18 protein-coding genes and 3 pseudogenes are annotated in these 16,838 nt (G+C 69.8%); 10 read left to right on the forward strand and 11 right to left on the reverse strand.

The features are described from left to right. The 3 genes and pseudogenes from BG482_RS14040 to BG482_RS14050 all read right to left on the reverse strand — a co-directional run. Positions 1 to 1,250 (reverse strand): FAD-dependent oxidoreductase (locus BG482_RS14040; RefSeq protein WP_069769345.1); only part of this gene is annotated, 1,250 nt, incomplete at its 3' end. A 50-nt stretch (positions 1,251 to 1,300) separates the two neighbouring features. Beyond that, positions 1,301 to 1,500 (reverse strand): annotated as a pseudogene (locus BG482_RS42580) (NAD(P)-binding protein); the annotation flags it as partial. 399 nt (positions 1,501 to 1,899) lie between these two features. Continuing rightward, positions 1,900 to 2,586: a GntR family transcriptional regulator gene (locus BG482_RS14050; protein ID WP_069769347.1), complete on the reverse strand. Its 687-nt coding sequence runs from the start codon at positions 2,584 to 2,586 to the stop codon at positions 1,900 to 1,902. 95 nt (positions 2,587 to 2,681) lie between these two features. Between BG482_RS14050 and BG482_RS14055 the strand changes: the two genes are divergently transcribed. The 4 genes from BG482_RS14055 to BG482_RS14070 all read left to right on the forward strand — a co-directional run bounded on the left by BG482_RS14055 (position 2,682) and on the right by BG482_RS14070 (position 5,866). Beyond that, a complete protein-coding gene (locus BG482_RS14055) occupies positions 2,682 to 3,332 on the forward strand; it encodes an NAD(P)H-binding protein (RefSeq protein ID WP_069769348.1) in 651 nt (216 codons plus the stop codon). 50 nt (positions 3,333 to 3,382) lie between these two features. After that, positions 3,383 to 3,784, forward strand: a complete 402-nt coding sequence (locus tag BG482_RS14060) for a RidA family protein (RefSeq protein WP_069769349.1) — start codon at positions 3,383 to 3,385, stop codon at positions 3,782 to 3,784. A gap of 288 nt (positions 3,785 to 4,072) precedes the next feature. Then, complete coding sequence (locus BG482_RS14065; protein ID WP_069769350.1) at positions 4,073 to 5,185, forward strand: NADH:flavin oxidoreductase/NADH oxidase; 1,113 nt, start codon at positions 4,073 to 4,075, stop codon at positions 5,183 to 5,185. Positions 5,186 to 5,434: 249 nt separating this feature from the next. Next, positions 5,435 to 5,866 (forward strand): VOC family protein, encoded by a 432-nt coding sequence (locus tag BG482_RS14070; protein ID WP_069769351.1) that lies wholly within the window; start codon positions 5,435 to 5,437, stop codon positions 5,864 to 5,866. A gap of 227 nt (positions 5,867 to 6,093) precedes the next feature. On the opposite strand, the pseudogene BG482_RS40930 reads toward BG482_RS14070, so the two are convergent. The 4 genes and pseudogenes from BG482_RS40930 to BG482_RS14080 form a co-directional block, all read right to left on the reverse strand. Then, a pseudogene (locus tag BG482_RS40930) lies at positions 6,094 to 6,349 on the reverse strand (MFS transporter); the annotation flags it as partial. Next, complete coding sequence (locus tag BG482_RS40935; protein WP_079141795.1) at positions 6,310 to 6,456, reverse strand: EthD family reductase; 147 nt, start codon at positions 6,454 to 6,456, stop codon at positions 6,310 to 6,312. The pseudogene BG482_RS40930 and the gene BG482_RS40935, both read right to left, overlap by 40 nt. Beyond that, positions 6,453 to 7,016 carry a dihydrofolate reductase family protein gene (locus tag BG482_RS14075; protein WP_069769352.1) on the reverse strand — a complete coding sequence of 188 codons (564 nt, stop codon included), beginning with the start codon at positions 7,014 to 7,016 and terminating at the stop codon, positions 6,453 to 6,455. The genes BG482_RS40935 and BG482_RS14075 overlap by 4 nt, the downstream gene beginning before the upstream one ends. A gap of 57 nt (positions 7,017 to 7,073) precedes the next feature. Beyond that, entirely contained in the window at positions 7,074 to 8,030 is a 957-nt protein-coding gene (locus BG482_RS14080) for a sigma-70 family RNA polymerase sigma factor (RefSeq protein WP_256096359.1), read from the reverse strand. A gap of 82 nt (positions 8,031 to 8,112) precedes the next feature. On the opposite strand from BG482_RS14080, the pseudogene BG482_RS46125 reads away from it, so the two are divergent. Beyond that, positions 8,113 to 8,264 (forward strand): annotated as a pseudogene (locus BG482_RS46125) (ADP-ribosylglycohydrolase family protein); the annotation flags it as partial. Between the two features lie 116 nt (positions 8,265 to 8,380). On the opposite strand, the gene BG482_RS44545 reads toward BG482_RS46125, so the two are convergent. Then, positions 8,381 to 8,557, reverse strand: coding sequence for a Tn3 family transposase (locus BG482_RS44545; protein WP_256096360.1), 177 nt, complete (start codon positions 8,555 to 8,557; stop codon positions 8,381 to 8,383). Between the two features lie 68 nt (positions 8,558 to 8,625). Between BG482_RS44545 and BG482_RS40945 the strand changes: the two genes are divergently transcribed. Further along, positions 8,626 to 9,066, forward strand: coding sequence for a transposase (locus BG482_RS40945; protein WP_256096361.1), 441 nt, complete (start codon positions 8,626 to 8,628; stop codon positions 9,064 to 9,066). Here BG482_RS40945 and BG482_RS14090 read toward each other — a convergent pair. Next, complete coding sequence (locus tag BG482_RS14090; RefSeq protein ID WP_069769354.1) at positions 9,053 to 10,018, reverse strand: NAD(P)-dependent alcohol dehydrogenase; 966 nt, start codon at positions 10,016 to 10,018, stop codon at positions 9,053 to 9,055. The two genes, BG482_RS40945 and BG482_RS14090, sit on opposite strands and share 14 nt — an antisense overlap. A 102-nt stretch (positions 10,019 to 10,120) precedes the next feature. On the opposite strand from BG482_RS14090, the gene BG482_RS14095 reads away from it, so the two are divergent. Beyond that, complete coding sequence (locus BG482_RS14095; protein ID WP_069769355.1) at positions 10,121 to 10,801, forward strand: TetR/AcrR family transcriptional regulator; 681 nt, start codon at positions 10,121 to 10,123, stop codon at positions 10,799 to 10,801. Between the two features lie 399 nt (positions 10,802 to 11,200). Here the strand turns inward: BG482_RS14095 and BG482_RS14100 are convergent, their stop codons facing one another. Then, positions 11,201 to 11,836 carry a helix-turn-helix domain-containing protein gene (locus BG482_RS14100; RefSeq protein ID WP_079141797.1) on the reverse strand — a complete coding sequence of 212 codons (636 nt, stop codon included), beginning with the start codon at positions 11,834 to 11,836 and terminating at the stop codon, positions 11,201 to 11,203. Between the two features lie 126 nt (positions 11,837 to 11,962). Between BG482_RS14100 and BG482_RS14105 the strand changes: the two genes are divergently transcribed. The 3 genes from BG482_RS14105 (at position 11,963) to BG482_RS14115 (ending at position 14,534) form a co-directional block, all read left to right on the forward strand. Further along, complete coding sequence (locus BG482_RS14105; RefSeq protein WP_079141798.1) at positions 11,963 to 13,387, forward strand: MFS transporter; 1,425 nt, start codon at positions 11,963 to 11,965, stop codon at positions 13,385 to 13,387. A gap of 218 nt (positions 13,388 to 13,605) precedes the next feature. Next, complete coding sequence (locus BG482_RS14110) at positions 13,606 to 13,869, forward strand: NucA/NucB deoxyribonuclease domain-containing protein (RefSeq protein ID WP_256096369.1); 264 nt, start codon at positions 13,606 to 13,608, stop codon at positions 13,867 to 13,869. Between the two features lie 86 nt (positions 13,870 to 13,955). After that, positions 13,956 to 14,534 carry a hypothetical protein gene (locus BG482_RS14115; protein WP_069769358.1) on the forward strand — a complete coding sequence of 193 codons (579 nt, stop codon included), beginning with the start codon at positions 13,956 to 13,958 and terminating at the stop codon, positions 14,532 to 14,534. Between the two features lie 681 nt (positions 14,535 to 15,215). Here BG482_RS14115 and BG482_RS14120 read toward each other — a convergent pair. After that, the gene (locus BG482_RS14120) at positions 15,216 to 16,772 is read right to left on the reverse strand and encodes an alpha-L-arabinofuranosidase B (protein WP_069769359.1); all 1,557 of its coding nucleotides are present in this window, start codon (positions 16,770 to 16,772) and stop codon (positions 15,216 to 15,218) included. Positions 16,773 to 16,838 lie beyond the last annotated feature (66 nt).

Below are 16,838 nucleotides of genomic sequence, written 5' to 3' on the forward strand. Positions count from 1 at the left end.
GTGGTGTAGCGGACGTCGCGTTCGGCGAGGAAGGCGTCCACGGCCTCGGGTTCCGGCGAGAGGGGCGTGTGCAGGCGGCCGTCCGCGTGGTCGGCCAGCAGGTTCGCCACCGTCTCGTTGGCGTCGCCCTTGGTGTGGCCGATCAGGCCGATCGGACCGCGCCGGATCCAGCCCGTGACGTACGTGGACTGCAGGTGCTCGCCGGACTCCTGGATGACGCGGCCGCCCTCGTCCGGGACCGTGCCGGAGTCGAGGTCCCACGGCAGTTTCGGCAGCTTGTCGGAGAGGTAGCCGACCGCACGGTAGACCGCGCTGACGTCCCAGTCCTTGAACTCGCCGGTGCCCTTGACGTTGCCGGTGCCGTCCAGAGCGGTGCGCTCGGTGCGCAGGCCGACGACCTTGCCGTCCTCGCCGAGGATCTCGGCCGGTGACTCGAAGAAGTGCAGGAACAGCTTGTGCGGGCGCTCGCCCACGTCGCGGATCGCCCAGTTCTCCAGCGTCTTGGCGACCATGTCGGCCTGSTTGTTGCCGCGCCGGGTCGCGATCGAGCCCTCGTCGTAGTCGATGTCCTCGGGGTCGACGATGACCTCGATGGTGGGGGAGTGGTCCAGTTCCCGCAGCTCCATCGGGGAGAACTTCGCCTGCGCGGGACCGCGCCGGCCGAACACGTGGATCTCGCGTGCCCGGTTGGCTTTCAGGCCCTCGTGGACGTTGGCCGGGATCTCTGTGGGCAGCAGCTCGGCGGCTGTCTTGGCCAGGATCCGGGCCACGTCGAGGGCGACGTTGCCGACGCCCAGGACCGCCACCTTCTCGGCCTCCAGCGGCCAGGTGCGCGGCACGTCGGGGTGGCCGTCGTACCAGGAGACGAAGTCGGCGGCGCCGTAGGAGCCGTCGAGCCCGATCCCGGGGATCGACATCTCGCGGTCGGCCGTCGCGCCGGTCGAGAAGATCACCGCGTCGTAGAAGGCGCGCAGGTCGTCCAGGCTGATGTCGGTCGGGTAGTCGACGTTGCCGAAGAGGCGGATCTGCGGCTTGTCGAGGACCTGGTGCAGGGCCGTGATGATGCCCTTGATGCGCGGGTGGTCCGGGGCGACGCCGTAACGGATCAGGCCGAACGGGGCCGGCATGCGCTCGAAGAGGTCGACGGAGACACCCGGGTCGGCGGCCACGGCGGACTTGAGCAGCGCGTCGGCGGCGTAGATCCCGGCGGGGCCGGCTCCGACAATGGCTACCCGCAGGGGGCGGGGCATGATCAGGTTCCCTTCGAGTGGCGATGGATCGACTCGGGGGAAGCCTAAANAGGGCCGTGATGATGCCCTTGATGCGCGGGTGGTCCGGGGCGACGCCGTAACGGATCAGGCCGAACGGGGCCGGCATGCGCTCGAAGAGGTCGACGGAGACACCCGGGTCGGCGGCCACGGCGGACTTGAGCAGCGCGTCGGCGGCGTAGATCCCGGCGGGGCCGGCTCCGACAATGGCTACCCGCAGGGGGCGGGGCATGATCAGGTTCCCTTCGAGTGGCGATGGATCGACTCGGGGGAAGCCTAAAATGCGTCAGTCCCGGCAGGGCTGGGAGCCCGAAGGCCTAAGGTAATCCCTAGTAGGACCCCGTCGACCCCCGCGTGCAGATCGGCCGCGACGAAACCGGTGCCGGGCGGTCCCACCACGTACGGGGTCTTCGCCAGACCACATGCCCCCGGCGACCAGCAGCTTGCCGCCGCGCACCGCGACGCTCCAGCGCCGGCGGATGATGGCGGTGGTAGTGCTGGAACCGACTGCGGGCAGTTGGGCGGTGCGCGCTTGGGGCGATCGCGGCGTGACCGGCTCAGGGGTCAAGGCCCGAGTTCCAGAGACTCTCAACCAGCGCTGGGCGACGCCCAGTTGGTGGCGGGCTGGTGGTCAGGCCGGGTGGCTCGACGTGCCGGTGACGACGTCCACCGCGTGGCGGCGGTGGGTGGCGAAGAGGGTGAGAGCGGCCTCGGGGTCGCGGGCGCGCAGGGCGGCGGCCAGTGCGTGGTGCTCCTGGGGGATGCAACCGAGGTAGCCCCCGGTGCTGATGCCGATGCGGGTCAGCAGGAACAGGTGGACCTGGCAGCGGATGGTCTCCCAGGCCGCGGTCAGACGCTGATGGCCGGTGGCGGCGAAGACGGCGTCGTGGAAGGCGATGTCCGAGCGGACCATGGCGTGCGGGTCCGTCATGCGGTCCATTGAGTTCGCCGCCTTCTCGACGGCGGCGAGGTCCTCGTCCGAGGCGTGGGCGATGACCTGTCGTACGGCGAGGTCCTCGAGTGCGCCGCGCAGGCTGTCGAGTTCGGCGACATCCTCGGGGGACAGCGTCGTGACGACGGTGCCGCGGTGCCAGGCGCAGTGCACGAGTCCCTCGCGCTCCAGTACACGCAGCGCCTCACGCACCGGGCCCCTGCTGACCTGCAGCACTCCGGCGAGTTCGACCTCGCGCAGGGGTGCCCCCGGAGCGTAGGCGCCACTGAAGATCGCCTCCCGGATCCGGTCGGCGACCTCGTCGGCCAGTCCGCGGCGGCGGGCGGGAGCCACCGCGCGATCCCCTGTGGGTTGCGTCTCCTCCATGTCGTGATGTTAACATCAGGGCGTGTTGTCCTAATGTCAACATTGCTACAAGTTCGAGGCCGGTGGTCAGTCCGGCCAGGAGAGAGGCGATTCCCGTGAAGGTGTTCCAGATCGGAGCCGCCGGAGGTGTCGGCAGGAGGCTCGCCCGCCTGCTGTCCGAGCGCGGCGACGAGGTGACCGGTATGCACCGTGACCCGGCCCAGGCCGACACGATCCGCGAGACCGGTGCGACGCCGGTGACCGGTGACCTGATCGCCGACTCCGTGGAAGAGCTCGCCGGCAAGCTCGCCGGGCACGACGCAGTGGTGTTCTCGGCCGGAGCCCACGGAACCGGCATGGACAAGACGACCCTCATCGACGGCAAGGGCGTGGAGAAGGCGGCAGCCGCGGCCGAGACCGCCGGGGTTCCGCGCTTCGTCCTCGTCTCCGTGTTCCCCGACGCCCTGCGCGGGGCTGCGGCGTCCGAAGGCTTCGAGCACTACGTCAAGGTCAAGAAGAGTGCCGACGTCCATCTCACCCGCACCGGCCTCGACTGGCTGATCGTCCGCCCCGGCACCCTGCTGGACGGACCGGGTACCGGGCGGGTCACCGCCGGGCCCGCGGTCGAATACGGCGACGTACACCGCGACGATGTCGCGGCGTTCATCGGCGCCGCCCTGCACGAGCCCGCCCTCAACCGTGTCATCGTCGAGCTGACCTCCGGTGACACACCCGTCGCGAACGCGGTCGCCCGCCTCGCCCGCTGAGCCAGGCGCCCCCCGACCCCGCATCGCCCACCACCGGAAGGATCACCACCATGACCACGATCGACTCCTACAGTCACGGTGCCTCCGGCGAGCGCGAGTTCGGATGCGCCCAGGCCATCCGGGTCGATCACACGATCTACGTCTCGGGCCGGCTCCCTCACGACGAAGAGGGAGAATTCCTGGCCCCGGGCGACTTCGACGCCCAGGCCGAGCAGGTCTCCGCCAACTTCGAGAAGGTCCTCGCCCACTACGGAGCCACCCGCAACCAGGTCGTCTCGGAGACCCAGTACATCGTCGACCTGCCGAGGTACAGCGACGCGATGGCGGCCGCCAACCTGGCCTACTTCGGCGACCACCGCCCCACCAGCAGCACCATCGGCGTCGCCCACCTGTTCTTCCCCGCCCAGCTCATCGAGACCAACGTCGTCGTCGACACCCGCCTGCCCGCCTGATGGCACAGGCGTAGTGGAGTTCGGACTTCACCAGCTCTGCTGCCGGTCCGCACCAGCCTCTCGACGCTGCACGTCCAGACGGTCGCCGACGCCGGTGGCGCACCCTCCTCAGTCGGTAGGCCGCCTGCGATCCGGCGGGGCAAACCACTGCCCAAGGGGCCACCGGGCTCCTCGAATCGGCCGACGTCCCGGCCCTCGCCGGTCTCCACACGGTCATCACCCGACATCCGGACGGCAGCCGACCCGCCCGGTCCGCCGACCGCCTACCACGAAGGAAGCACCACCCGCATGAGCAGCCTTTTCACCTCCCTCACTCTGCGCTCCCTGGAGATACCCAACCGGGTGTGGATGTCCCCGATGTGCATGTACTCCGCCGCCCCCGAAGGCCCGGACATCGGTGCGCCGACCGACTTCCACCTCACTCATCTGGCCGCCCGCGCCGCCGGCGGCGCGGGCCTGGTCATGGCCGAGGCCACTGGAGTGCGTCCCGACGGGCGCATCAGCCCCTGGGATCTCGGCCTGTGGAGCGACCGCCAGCAGGAAGCGTTCGCCCGCGTCACCGCGGCGATCAAGGCGCACGGGGCCGTCCCCGCCGTCCAACTCGCGCACGCAGGCCGCAAAGCGTCCGTCGACAAGCCCTGGCTTTCCGACCGCTACCTGTCCGATTCCGAGAACGGCTGGCGGACCGTCGCGCCCAGCCCGGTCGCGTACCAGGGCCTGCCCATCCCGCACGAGCTCACTGTGGACGAGATCCAGCGGCTGGTACGCGACTTCGCCGACTCCGCCCGCCGCGCCCTGGCCGCCGGATTCCAGGTCGCCGAGGTGCACGGAGCCCACGGCTACCTCATCAACTCCTTCCTCTCACCGGCCGCCAACATCCGCACCGACGCCTACGGCGGCAGCTTCGAGAACCGCATCCGCTTCGCCCTCGAAGTCGTCGACGCCGTTCGCGCCGTGTGGCCCGACGACCTGCCGGTCTTCTTCCGCGCCTCGGCAACCGACTGGCTGACCGAGAACCCTGAGGACGAGCGGGAAGGCTGGAGCGGAGAAGACACCGTCCGTCTCGCCAAGGAACTCACCGCCCACGGTGTCGACCTCCTCGACGCGTCCACCGGCGGCATGGTTCGCGACGCCAAAACAGTCGCCGAGCCGAACTACCAGGTGCCCTTCGCTGCCCAGGCCCGCCAAGGCGCCGGGATCCCCACCGCCGCGGTCGGCCTCATCACCGAGCCGCAGCAGGCCGAAGAGATCATCGCCGACGGACACGCCGACGCCGTCTTCCTCGGCCGCGAACTGCTCCGCAGCCCCTACTGGGCCCAGCACGCCGCCCTGACCCTCGACGCCGAGCCGCGCTGGCCCGACCAGTACGGCTACGCGGTGCAGCGCCGCAAGCGACCCTGACCCGTCACTCACCCCCTGGCGTCCTCGACACACCGGCCGGGCCGGCAAGGTCACCGACCCCACCGGCCGAAAAGCGGCCCGGGAACTGAACGCCATCGTCATCAACAGCCCGCGAAGCGTCGCCGGCGCCGGCGGCTGCACCCTTGACCAGCCCGCCGACGTCACCGTCAACGACCTGATCACTTCCCCCATCCGTCAGAACCGGTAAGCGCCAGGCTCTCCCCTCCGCACAGAAGGAACCTCAGACCCATGACCGATCCCGCCTCCCGCATCCCCCGCTTCCACCTCGCCGTACCGGTCGACGACCTGAACGCCGCCCGCCGCTTCTACGGCGAGACGCTCGGCCTGGAGCAGGGCCGCAGCGCCGATACCTGGGTGGACTGGAACCTGCACGGCCACCAGTTCGTCACGCACCTCGCCCCGGTTCGCGCCGAGCAGGTACACAACCCGGTCGACGGTCACGACGTCCCCGTACCGCACTTCGGGCTGATCCTGACCGTCGACGCCTTCGCCCGGCTCGCCGACCGCCTGCGCGCCGCGGACACCGTATTCGTCATCGAGCCCTACGTGCGCTTCGCAGGTGAGACCGGCGAGCAGTGGACGATGTTCCTGCTCGACCCGGCCGGCAACGCCCTGGAGTTCAAGGCCTTCGCACACGACTCCCAGGTGTTCGCCGCCTGACTCCTTCTGTGGGCGTCGGAGGGCGTTCGGAGGCGCTGCCAGTCTGACCCAGCTAGGGTCTCCGGCCCCCCTGTACTGGGGAGGCGAATGAGGAGGGGAGGGCGGTACGGCGGTGCTGCCGACGTCTTCCAAGGACGCAGGGACTTCGATCCTGGCGTGGAAGATCACCCGGGCCTCCGAGGAGCAAGGGCGAGGACGGTCACGGATATGGAGGGCAGGTAGATTCAGCGCCAGGCGGCATGGTCGAGGATCACGCCGGCGACCAGCGGGCCTACAGCGAGTGCCGCCGTAAGCGCGGCTGGCCACATCCCGACGAACTTGCCGCGCTCGCGCGGGTCGGGCACGGCGTGACTGATCATCGCCGGCGTCGTGGGCAACAAGCGCGGCCGCACCTGTTCCGGTGATCGTCTGGTCGGCCCAGAGCACCTCGACCGATCGCGAACTCAGAGCCACGGCCGCTCCGACGGCGGCGAACGCCGGACCGACCCCGGCAGGCGGCGTGCGAGTGGGGTGTGGACCTGGTGGTAATGCCGGTCGAACGCCGCGGAGTCGGCGGGAGTCTCGTACAGGGCCAGGAAGCGCGCGGTCATCGTGGGGCCCTGCGGTAGCGGGTGAGGACGGCGGCACCGACCTGCTCGACAGCCAGGCACTCCCACTCGATGCGGGGCCCGTCGTCCGGGAAGAGCCGCCGACCGGTGCCGAGGACGGTGGGGAAGGCCAGCAGCCGGAACTCGTCGACCAGACCCGCGGCCATCAGCCGGTCCACGACACTCAGGCTCCCGGTGACCACCACGTTCCGCCGCTCCCGCCTGACGGCATCGACCAGGTCGCCGTCGAGGATGCGGGAGTTCCCCCATACCGATGTGTCGGTGTCGGTCAGGGTGCGGGAGGCGACCAGCTTCGGCACGGCGTTCATGCGCGCGGCGAACGGGTCGTCGCGGCCCGGCCACAGCCGAGAGAACAACTGCCAGGTGGTGCGGCCCAGCAGCAGCACGCCGTCGTCCAGCGTGCGGCCGAGCCGGAACTTGTCCCCGGCGACCGCCTCCGGACCGTGGCGGAACGCCCAGCCGCCCCGCGGCGTGCCGGCGGACCCGTCCGGGTCGGACACGATCCCGTCCAGGGTGATGAACTCGATGACGATGACACTCACGATGAGATTCCCTCCGGTCGAATGCTCACCGGTACGTACCGGCCGCACCGCCCGGACTCATCGCTCCCGGCGCAACTCGCTTGCGGGAATCTCGCGCGGCAACTCGAAGGCGTCGAGAATGCGCGGATCGGCGAACACGACGTTGTGCGCGACGCGGCCGTCGGCGACGGTGAAGACCTGCAGGGTGTGCAACCGGTGCCCGCCGCCGGGTTCCGGCGCGTACGCGGCGAGCGCGGGCTGCCCGTTGGCGGTCAGCTCCCGCATGCACCAGCCCGTGCCACGCATCGTGAACACCCGCGCCATGAACCGTCCATAATTCCGGCTGCCCTGGTACCACAGCGGCACCGGCGGCATCTCCATCACCGCGTCGTCGGCCAGCAGCCGCACCAAAGCGGGTACATCCGCCGCCTCGAACGCCCGCATGTACCGCTGGATGACCGCCCGCACCTCGGGATCGTCCGGCTCGGTGACTGCACCGGCGTCACCCACGCCGGCGAGGGCGGCACGGGCCCGCTGCAACGCGCTGTTGACCGCCGCGACCGTGGTCCCCAACTGCTCGGCCACCTCGGCGGCGGTGAACGCCAGCACCTCGCGCAGCACCAGCACCGCCCGCTGCCGCGCCGGCAGGACCTGCACCGCCGCCACCCACGCGAGCCGCAGATCGGCCCTGACCTCCACGTCGAACCGCGCGTCGGGGAACGGCTCCAGCCAGGGCACGTCGAGCGCGGGTACCAGCGGCGCTCCAGGATCGTCGCTCGGCACCCCCAACCCGGACGGCAGGGGACGCCGCCGGCTTCCCTCCAACGCGGTCAGACACACGTTGGTCGCGATCCGGTACAGCCAGGTCCGCACCGAGGCGCGCGCCGGGTCGTACCGATCGCGGGCTTTCCAGCCGCGCAGCAGAGTTTCCTGCGCCAGATCCTCGGCCTCGTGGAAGGAGCCCAGCATCCGGTAGCAGTACGCCACCAACTCACCCCGGTACGGCTCGAAGTCCACCTGATCATCATGCCCCACACCGGCCTTGCGCGCCCTGAGACGGGGTATCAACACGATCGGCCAGGCCTGCGACCCCGGCGAGGCCACGGACGACACGCAGATGGCCGTCTTGGTCGCGGAGTCACTGCTGGAGCGGGGCGGGCCGGGTCTGCCGGACATTTTCGCCCGCTTCCAGCGGTGGGCGGCATCAAGCCGAAGGACATCGGCTTGCAGACCGAAGACGTCCTGACCAACGGCATGCCGTGGGGCCTGCCTCGCCGCCGCGATCCACTTCCAGCCATGCCCAGACGGAAGGTGCCGCACGGGTAGACGTTGGACCAGAACAGCGAGGTCAGGCCGTGCCGGTCTTCGTCCGTGAGCTTCTTCGCCTACGCGGGTTCGGCCAGAACCTGCTGCACGAGCAGGGTGTTGACGTGCACGAGCGCGGACTGGGGCAGGTGCAGTGCGAGCATGCTGGTCTCGGTGTGCTCCTTGTCCGGGCCGGTCAGGGCACCGCCCTTGCCGTAGTGGAGCACGGTGTTGGCGCTGTTCCAGTTCTCGAACATGTCTGTCGGCGGCTGGAGGATCGCTGCGCCGGCAGCCTCTGTACGCTTCGCCAACTTGTCGACGGCCCATGTCGATCGTGGTGACCGCTGGGCAGCGAGGGGACTCACCGCAATTCGAACCCGTCCTGGAGAAGATCCGCGTGCCCCGCATCGGTTCGGGGCGGCCATGTGTCCATCCCCATCGGGTCCGCGCCGACAAGGCATACGCCTCGCGCAGAGACCGCGCCTGCCTGCGCCGCCGCGGAACCCGCTGCACAATCCGGGACGAAGCCGAACAGGCGCGCAACCGTTTCAAGCGTGGATCGCGTGGCGGACGGCGGCCGATGTCCGACAAGGTTGACTACAAACGGCGGCACGCGGTCGCGTGCGGGATCGACCGCCTGAAGAGGCATCGCGCCGTGCCACGCGGTACGACAAGCCGGCGGGCCGCTACGAGGCGACCGTCCTCATCACCGCCATCAACGAGTGGCTGTGATCAGCACGTCTACGGACGTCCTACGCGACCCTGACCACGTACTTGCCCTGGACGCCGCCCGCCTCCAGCGCCCGGTGTGCCGCTGCTGTCTCCTCCAGGGGGAAGACGGTGTCCACCGCAGGGCTCAGCTTTCCCTCGACCACATGGCGGGCGAGGTCGTCGAGCTCCACCCACGTGGGATTGCCGCTGAAGAAGCGCACCCGGCCATGTCCGTGGACCATGCTGGCCGCGAGGTAGCCGAGCGACGCGGCGGGCCGTGTCAGGTCGAAGGCGATGGTGACCATGCGCCCGCCGGAATCCAGCAGGCGCCGGAAGGCCCGCAGGTCGGTTCCCGCGGTGTCCAGGACCACGTCGAAGCGGCCCAGTTCCGCCGGCCGCACGGTCCGGTGGTCGACGGCCTTGTGCGCGCCGAGCCCGCGGACGAAGTCGAGATTGGCTGCGCGGGCCAGGGCCGTGACCTCAGCGCCGTACGCCCGCCCGAGCTGGACAGCGGCGCTGCCGACGCCGCCCGCGGCACCCCGGACGAGAAGGCGTTCGCCGGGGCGCAGTCCGGCTTTGTCCCGCAGCGCGGTGACAGCCGTGGTGGCCACCGGCAGCGCGGCGGCGTCCACCAGGTCAAGGCCGTCGGGGAGCCGGCCGACCCGCTTTGCGGGCACGGTCACGAACTCGGCGGCGCTGCCGAACCCGGAGGTGATGCCCAAGACCCCCCACACGCGGTCGCCAGCCGTCAACCTTGTCACTCCGGTACCCAGTGCGGCGACTTCACCGGTGAAGTCCAAGCCGACGCGCTTGGGGAACGTCCGGCCGCCCAGGAGACGGAATCGGCCTGCACGTGCTGCCAGTTCACCGCCATTGACGCTGAACGCGCGCACCTTCACAAGGACCTCGCCGGGGGCCGGCTCGGGGCGCGGCACGCGGCCCGTGTAGAGCACGTCGGGGCCGCCGTAGCGGTCGTAGAGCACTGCCTTCATCATCCGGTCGTTCATCGTTCTACCTTTGCCGCCGAGGGGGATCGCAGGGGACTGGCACCGACCGTAAGCTCCTAAGCGGACGTGATCGTCCGCTTGAAGCGGAAGTGAGAGACAGTGATGGCGGAATCCTCTCGGATCCCAGCCCGGGACGGAGTGCGGGCGGACGCCCGGCGCAACCGGGAGCGCGTCCTCGTGGCTGCCCGTGCGGTCTTCGCGGAGCACGGGATCGACGCGCCGATGGCGACTGTGGCCCGGCGGGCCGGGGTCGGCGTGGCGACGCTGTACCGGCATTTCCCGACCCGGGACGCCCTGGTGCGGGGCGCGTTCGCGCAGCAGATGGAGACCTGCGCACGGGCCCTCACCGAGGCTCTGGCCGCCCCTGATCCATGGCAGGGGTTCCAGCAGCTGATCGAGACGGTCTGCGCCCTGCAACGGGAGGAACGCGGGTTCCCAGCCGCGTTCGTCGCGGCCTTCCCGGAAAGCACGTCGGAACACGTGCAGTCCCGCCAACGAGCCGAGCGGGAATTCACGACCCTGGTACGCAGGGCCCAGGCTTCGGGCGCGCTACGGCCCGACTTTCACCCTTCCGACCTTGCCGTGGTCCTGTTGGCACACTGCGGTCTGGTGACCGCCCTACCGGATGATGGTCCAGCGTCCCGGCGTCTGGTGGCCTATCTGCTCCAGTCGTTCCGCACCGACACGGCCAACAAACCGCTACCCCCTCCGACTGTGCTGACATTGCGCAGCCTCCCGATTGCACCTGACAGCCCCCAGAGGCAGCGGGCCCCCAGAACCTGACATGCAACGGCCCCTGCCGAAGGGCACGCCCAGTCCGGCATCCACTAACGATGAACGACCGGATGATGTTCGTAACAGGCCCTGGTCCCCCGCACCGCTTCCCTGCTCGGGCTTCCGAGCGCACTCTCCGGAGGTTTTAAGGAACAGGGCGAGCGCAGCGCCCGGTCTTGCCGTCCAGACCCGGCAGTGGAGAAGTGGTTGTGGCCGGCACACAGGTGGTCGTGGGGCCCTACGCTGGTCGTACACCCCGACTCCGGTTGGCTCACCGTGTCCCGGCCGCTGCTCCCGTAGGTGTGTGCCCGCGGCTGTACGTCTGTCAGATGACGCACGGCGTGCCGCCGGAGCGTCCTCGTGGTGGCGCGCCGTTGTGGGCGCCCTCCACCTCCCAGATGTTGCGGGTCATGATGTTGTTGCGGGTGGGTGTGGGGCGGGCGGCGGGGCGAGATCCGTTGTGGACGGTCTGGTGCGGACGATGGCCTGGTCTCCTCGTGGACCGAAAAGGTGCAGGATCTCCACGGTGCTCGTGTCCGCGGGGCCGAACCAGTGGGGCTCGGTGGTGTCGAACTCGGCCACTTCGCCGGGCCGCAGCGTGAAGTCCTGCGCCCCGAGGATGAGGCGTAGGCGACCGGCGAGGACATAGAGCCATTCGTAGCCTTCGTGGGTGACCGTTTCCGGCTGGCGGGGGGTCAGTACCTGCTTGAAGACCTGCACTCGGCCCGGGTACTGGGTCAGCGGTACGAGGACGCTGCCGCGCTCCTTGTGCAGGGGGCGGAGGTGCACCCGAGGGTCACCGCTGGCGGGCGCCGCCACCAGTTGGTCGAGCGCGACGCGGTGGGTCCGTGCCAGCGGGATGAGCAGGTCCAGCGTCGGCTGTCGTTTGCCGGATTCCACCCGGGACAGTGTGCTGACCGAGATCCCGGTAGCGGCCGCGAGTGCCTCGAGCGTGAGTCCCCGTTCCCGGCGCAGCATGCGCAGCCGGGGCCCGATGCCATCGAGAATCTGTTCCAGCTCCGCATTCCTGGCTCCTGTGTTCACGGATTCATTTTTGCAGTATTCGCAAAATTGATGGGCTGCGGGTGTCGTTCGGGCTGAGCCTTGCCGGGCACTGTTCCCGGACATCAGAGGTAGACCGTGACCGCGACGACACCCCCTGTTCAACCCATGCTGAGTGCGCGCAGACGCTGGACGGTACTCGCCGTCTGCTGCCTGAGCATGTTCCTGGTGGGCCTGGACACCACCATCGTCAATGTGGGTCTGCCGGCCATAGGGCGCGGCCTGGGTGTCGTTACGCGCGGTCTCGAATGGATCGTGGACGCCTACACCCTCGTCCTGGCCAGTCTCCTGATCTCCTCCGGCGCACTGGCGGATCGCTTCGGGCGCCGCCGGGTGTTCCAGTGCGGGCTGGCCGCGTTCGGCGCGGCCTCGCTGGTCTGCGCGCTCGCCCCGTCGGCGGGCGTACTCATCGCGGCCCGCGCTCTGCAGGGCATCGGTGCCTCGATGCTCAGCCCCGTGGCGCTTGCGATCGTGGTGAACGCGATGCCGGGCCCGAAGGAACGGGCGCAGGCGATCGGCATCTGGGCTTCAGTGTTCGGGCTGAGTATGGCCGCTGGTCCCGTCACGGGCGGTGCGCTGCTCGCGGGGCTAGGCTGGCGCGCGCTGTTCTGGATCAACGCACCGGTTATCGCAGCCGCTCTGCTGCTCAGTGCGGTGTTCGTGCCGGAGTCCCGGGCACCGCGGGCCCGGCGCCTTGACCTGCCCGGCCAGGTCCTGCTGACCGTGGTCCTCGCAGTCGTGGTCGGAGTGCTGATCGAAGGGCCTCGCATCGGCTGGACGTCGCCTGCGGCGCTGGCAGGATACGCAGGGGCTACTGTGGCGACGGCCGGATTCGTCTGGGTCGAGTCCCACCGACGCGAGCCGCTGATGGATCCGCGGATCTTCAGGAGCCCGGTCTTCAGCGGTGCCATCCTGGGCGCGGTGGCGGTCTTCGTCGCCCTGACCATGACACTGCTACTGAACACCCTCTACCTGCAGCACACCCGGGAATGGACGCCGCTGGCCGCCGGAGTGGCGACCTTGCCCTTGGCCGTTGGAGCGACTGTCTGCGCCCCTTGGTCCGGCCGCATGGTCGGGCGCACGGGACCGCGGCTGCCGCTGCTCCTTGCCGGTGGGTTCATCACGGCCGGCGGGCTCTGCCTGGTCCGGCTCACTCCACACACGAGCGTGCTCCTGCTTCTGGCCGCATACTCGCTCATCGGCGTCGGGTTCGGCTTCGCCAACGCCCCGATCACCAACACCGCGGTCAATGGACTGCCACCCGCCCGTGCAGGCGTGGCCGGGGCGATCACCTCCACCGCACGGCAACTCGGCTCCGCCCTCGGCATCGCTCTCGCCGGCGGCCTGGTCACGGCCGCCAGCCCGACGGGTCTCGCATACGCGTCCCGCCCGGGCTGGATCCTGGTCGCCACCTGTGGCGTGCTGGTCTTCCTCGTCGCCCACGTATCACGGCCGAAGGAGGCCACCCCGGACCTCGCCTCCCGCAAGCGCGGTGAGCGGCGTGACTCACCGCAACGCACCGTTGTCCGTTGAGGGTGCCCTCGTCAGCGTCGAGCACGGCGGCCACGCCGAGGGGCACGGTCAGCGCACCCTCGCAGTGCCCGAAGCCGAGCTCCCGCACCGACCGCTCCGGCCGCGTCACCCCCGGGGTGAGCATGGTCGGCCTGGCCCGCATCGACGAAGGCATCCGCAACCTGCGCGTCCGCGGCGGGCACTACGGCGACCCCGACGGCGGCAAGCCCCTGCACTGGATGATCAACAAGACCGTTGAGGCCCAGCATCGGGCCGCGGTCTGCCCGGGCACCGCACCGGCAGACATGCGACGCGCCGGACGCACCTCGTGCGACGAATACCCCTTCGCCTCCACCTACGAAGGCGGCACCACCCTGCCCGCCGCACAGCGGGAGATCACCTGGGTCAAGGTCCAGGAGAACAAGCCCCAGGGTGGACGCATCACCGCCTGGCGCGGCCAGTTGCACGTCATGGACCACGACCCCTTCTACGCCATCGCCTGAGCGCCGATACAATCCCGCCGGCCACCGCGCCCCTTTCCCACGTCACCCGGGAAAGGGGCGTCAGGCCGTTTCCAGGGAGGCAACTCATGCTGGTACGCACGTCCTCGTTCACCGTCGATCTCGGTGAGAACGGCTACCTCGTCGGTTTCACCGACGACTACGACTACCCGGCCGAAATGCCCTTCGGATGGCGCTGCGGCCCGGCCACGGACGCAGGCGTCGTCGTCATGACCACCACCGACACCGGCCCCCTCCAGCTGACCGTCGAGGTCCACGACTCCCCGCCGCCCCCGGTATCCGGCGGCGCCTGGGACCCGGCAGAGGAAATGAGCCTGCGCACCGAACTGCCCACCTTGTGCCTGGCGACCCTGGAACAGGGGGACATCCTCGACGCCTGGCCGGCGGACGAGGGTCCCCTCGACATCCCGCCTTCCCCGGACGGCGGCGAATGGGTGCGCATGCGCCTGTACTGCCACGCCGACGACCCCGAACCCGGCGTCGGCGACCACGGCGAACACCACCTCATCCAGTTCTGGCGCGCACCCCGGACACCCCCGGAGCACCCGGAGATCACCGACACAGACCGGCAAGCCCGCGCCGAATACGCCGCAGACAGGGCCACGCCCGTGGACGACTTCACTATCAGCTATCCCGATCTGACATAGGAGGCGGGGAAGTTGGGGAAAGTGCGCCCGGATCCGCGGCAACCAGGCCGCTTCCGCACCTTCGGCTCGGAGCGGACGAGGGCGGGGTCAGGCCGCACTCCGGTCGTGGTAGTGGCGGACGATCTCGTCGAACGCGGCTCGGCCGGCGTCATCGAGGGGCGCCCTCCGACCGAATGACGCCTTCCGGCCGCCGGCGCCGACGAGTCGGCGAGCATTCCGCCTCCTTGCGCTACAGATCTTCAACGCGATGGAACCGTTGCCTACCGGGACGTGAACGCCTCCGCCGAAGACCGCCGGATCTTCGTGGTCCACCGCGGCTACGGCAACCGCGCGGCCGGCACGACGCCGCCGCGATAGAGGCCCTCACCTCCGCCGAAAAGACGCGCAGCCGGGACGGCCAGGGCCACCGGATCGGCGAACACCTCCATCGCGCCCAGCACCCAGCGCCTTCCCGGACGTTGGGCACTGGGCTCGACGCACCTGCCTTACTCCTCCTCATCGCCGTCCTCGGGCGCTCTCGGGTCGCGCAGCGGGCGTAGGCCCTGGCCGGGGCAGCTGGCTTTAGTGTTGAACGGAGGTTGATATGCCGGTTCCTGCCGGTCCGGGAGCCCCCCACGACGCTGGGCGGCTCCCGGATCCGTGAGCCGCCCGGCCGGACGCGCCCACGGGTTGGGTAGGTCGTCAGCTCCAGGGGGATGCGGTGAGCCAACTGGTGTCCTGGGCCCACGACGTCGTGGAGTCCCAGGCGTTGGTGCCGCCGTTGCTGGCGATGTAGGCCGTGTAGTTGTAGTGGCGGATGTACTTCGTCGGGAAGTTGGCGGACTGGAAGGAGGTGCCGACGCCGCTGTTGCCAGTGGTGGGGCAGAAGGTGGCGTCCTTCGCGAACGCGCTGCCGCCGTCGTCGAAGTTCAGGTTGAGCTGGTAGTTGAAGTGGCGCAGGAACTGGCCGGGCTTGTCGACGGACTCGAAGGACAGGCAGGAGGCGTTGGCCAGGCCTGCGCGGACGATCCAGGTGGCGTCCGCCTTGTCGGTGGCCGAGCTGGCGGAGGTGATGTTGGAGATGGCGACCTTGGTGTCCGTGTCGTTGTGGCGCAGGTAGTGCGAAGTGCAGCAGGGCGAGGTGGTGGCCTTCAGGGAGATCCGGGAGCCAGGGGTCAGTGAGCCGGTGCTGGTCGAGCCGCTGTCGTAGCCGGCGGCGGTGATGTTGGCCTGGACGGCGTCCTCGGTGGCGTTCGAGGGGTAGCCCGAGGTCATGACGCCTTCGTAGAAGGTGCCCTGGGCCCACTTGCTGTTGTCACCTCCGATGCCGAGGATGATCGCGCCTTCCTTGCTCATCGGGTTGTAGCCGCCGGCGGTGGGACGTATTCCGTTGTAGTAGGTGGACAGGCCGCCCGACTGGGCGCTGCCGCCGCGCAGGGCCCACTGGTTCGCGCCGCCCTTGAGCATGGCGGTCAGGAAACGGTTGTCGACGCTCGGGTCACCCGCGTTGAAGCCGCGGTTGACCCCGGAGAACAGGCCGTTCTCCTGGTCGGCCATGACCCAGGGGCCGTTGCCGCTGCCCCAGCCCCAGTCCTTGCTGTTGCCGAAGTACAGGGCCTCCATGTGGCCGTTGCCGGTGTCCAGGTTGTTGGTCTCGGCGTTGCCGTAGTCGAAGCAGCAGCCGCCGTTGAAGTGCTTGCCGTTGAAGATGGCGTACATGCCCTCGGGCTGGTCGCCGGTGGCGATGCCGTTGGTGTTGTTGTTGCGGTAACCGGTGCCGGGGGCGATGTAGACGCCGTACGCCTTGTGTCCACCGACGGTGACCGGCGCCTCGATGGCGTTGGCCAGGTTGTCCGGCCCGGGGGCGGCTCCGCCCCCGGGTGCCTGGGTGAGGTTGTTGCCCTTGGGGGACTGGTCGTAGATGACGGTGATGACGCAGGTGGTGTTCGCGCAGAAGGAGTCCTGCGCGGCGGCGTCGGCGACGCCGCCGGCGGTCAGCGGGACGATGTCCTTGGTCGTGTTGTCGGAGGCGCGCCTGACCTGGTACAGCCGGCCGGTGTACGCCCCGTACAGGGCGCGGGTGGTGCTGTGCGCGGCCACGCAGGGAGTGCCGCCCGCGGCGTAGATGTCACATGGCCCCTGGGTGGCAGCCTGCGAGGGGGCGGCCGTGGCGGTGAGCAGGCCGGCGGCGAGCGCAGCCGTGGCGCCGGCCGCGAGCAGTGCGCGTCTGACGCCTCGTATCCACGGTGGCTTGATCATGAAGAACTCCTTCAAGGTGGGTTGAGGGTGGGCGTCGACGAACCCTTGGGGTCCGGCCGTGCGGAC

Origin of the sequence: Streptomyces sp. LUP30 (genome assembly GCF_001746365.1) — a bacterium.
Classification (GTDB): domain Bacteria; phylum Actinomycetota; class Actinomycetes; order Streptomycetales; family Streptomycetaceae; genus Streptomyces.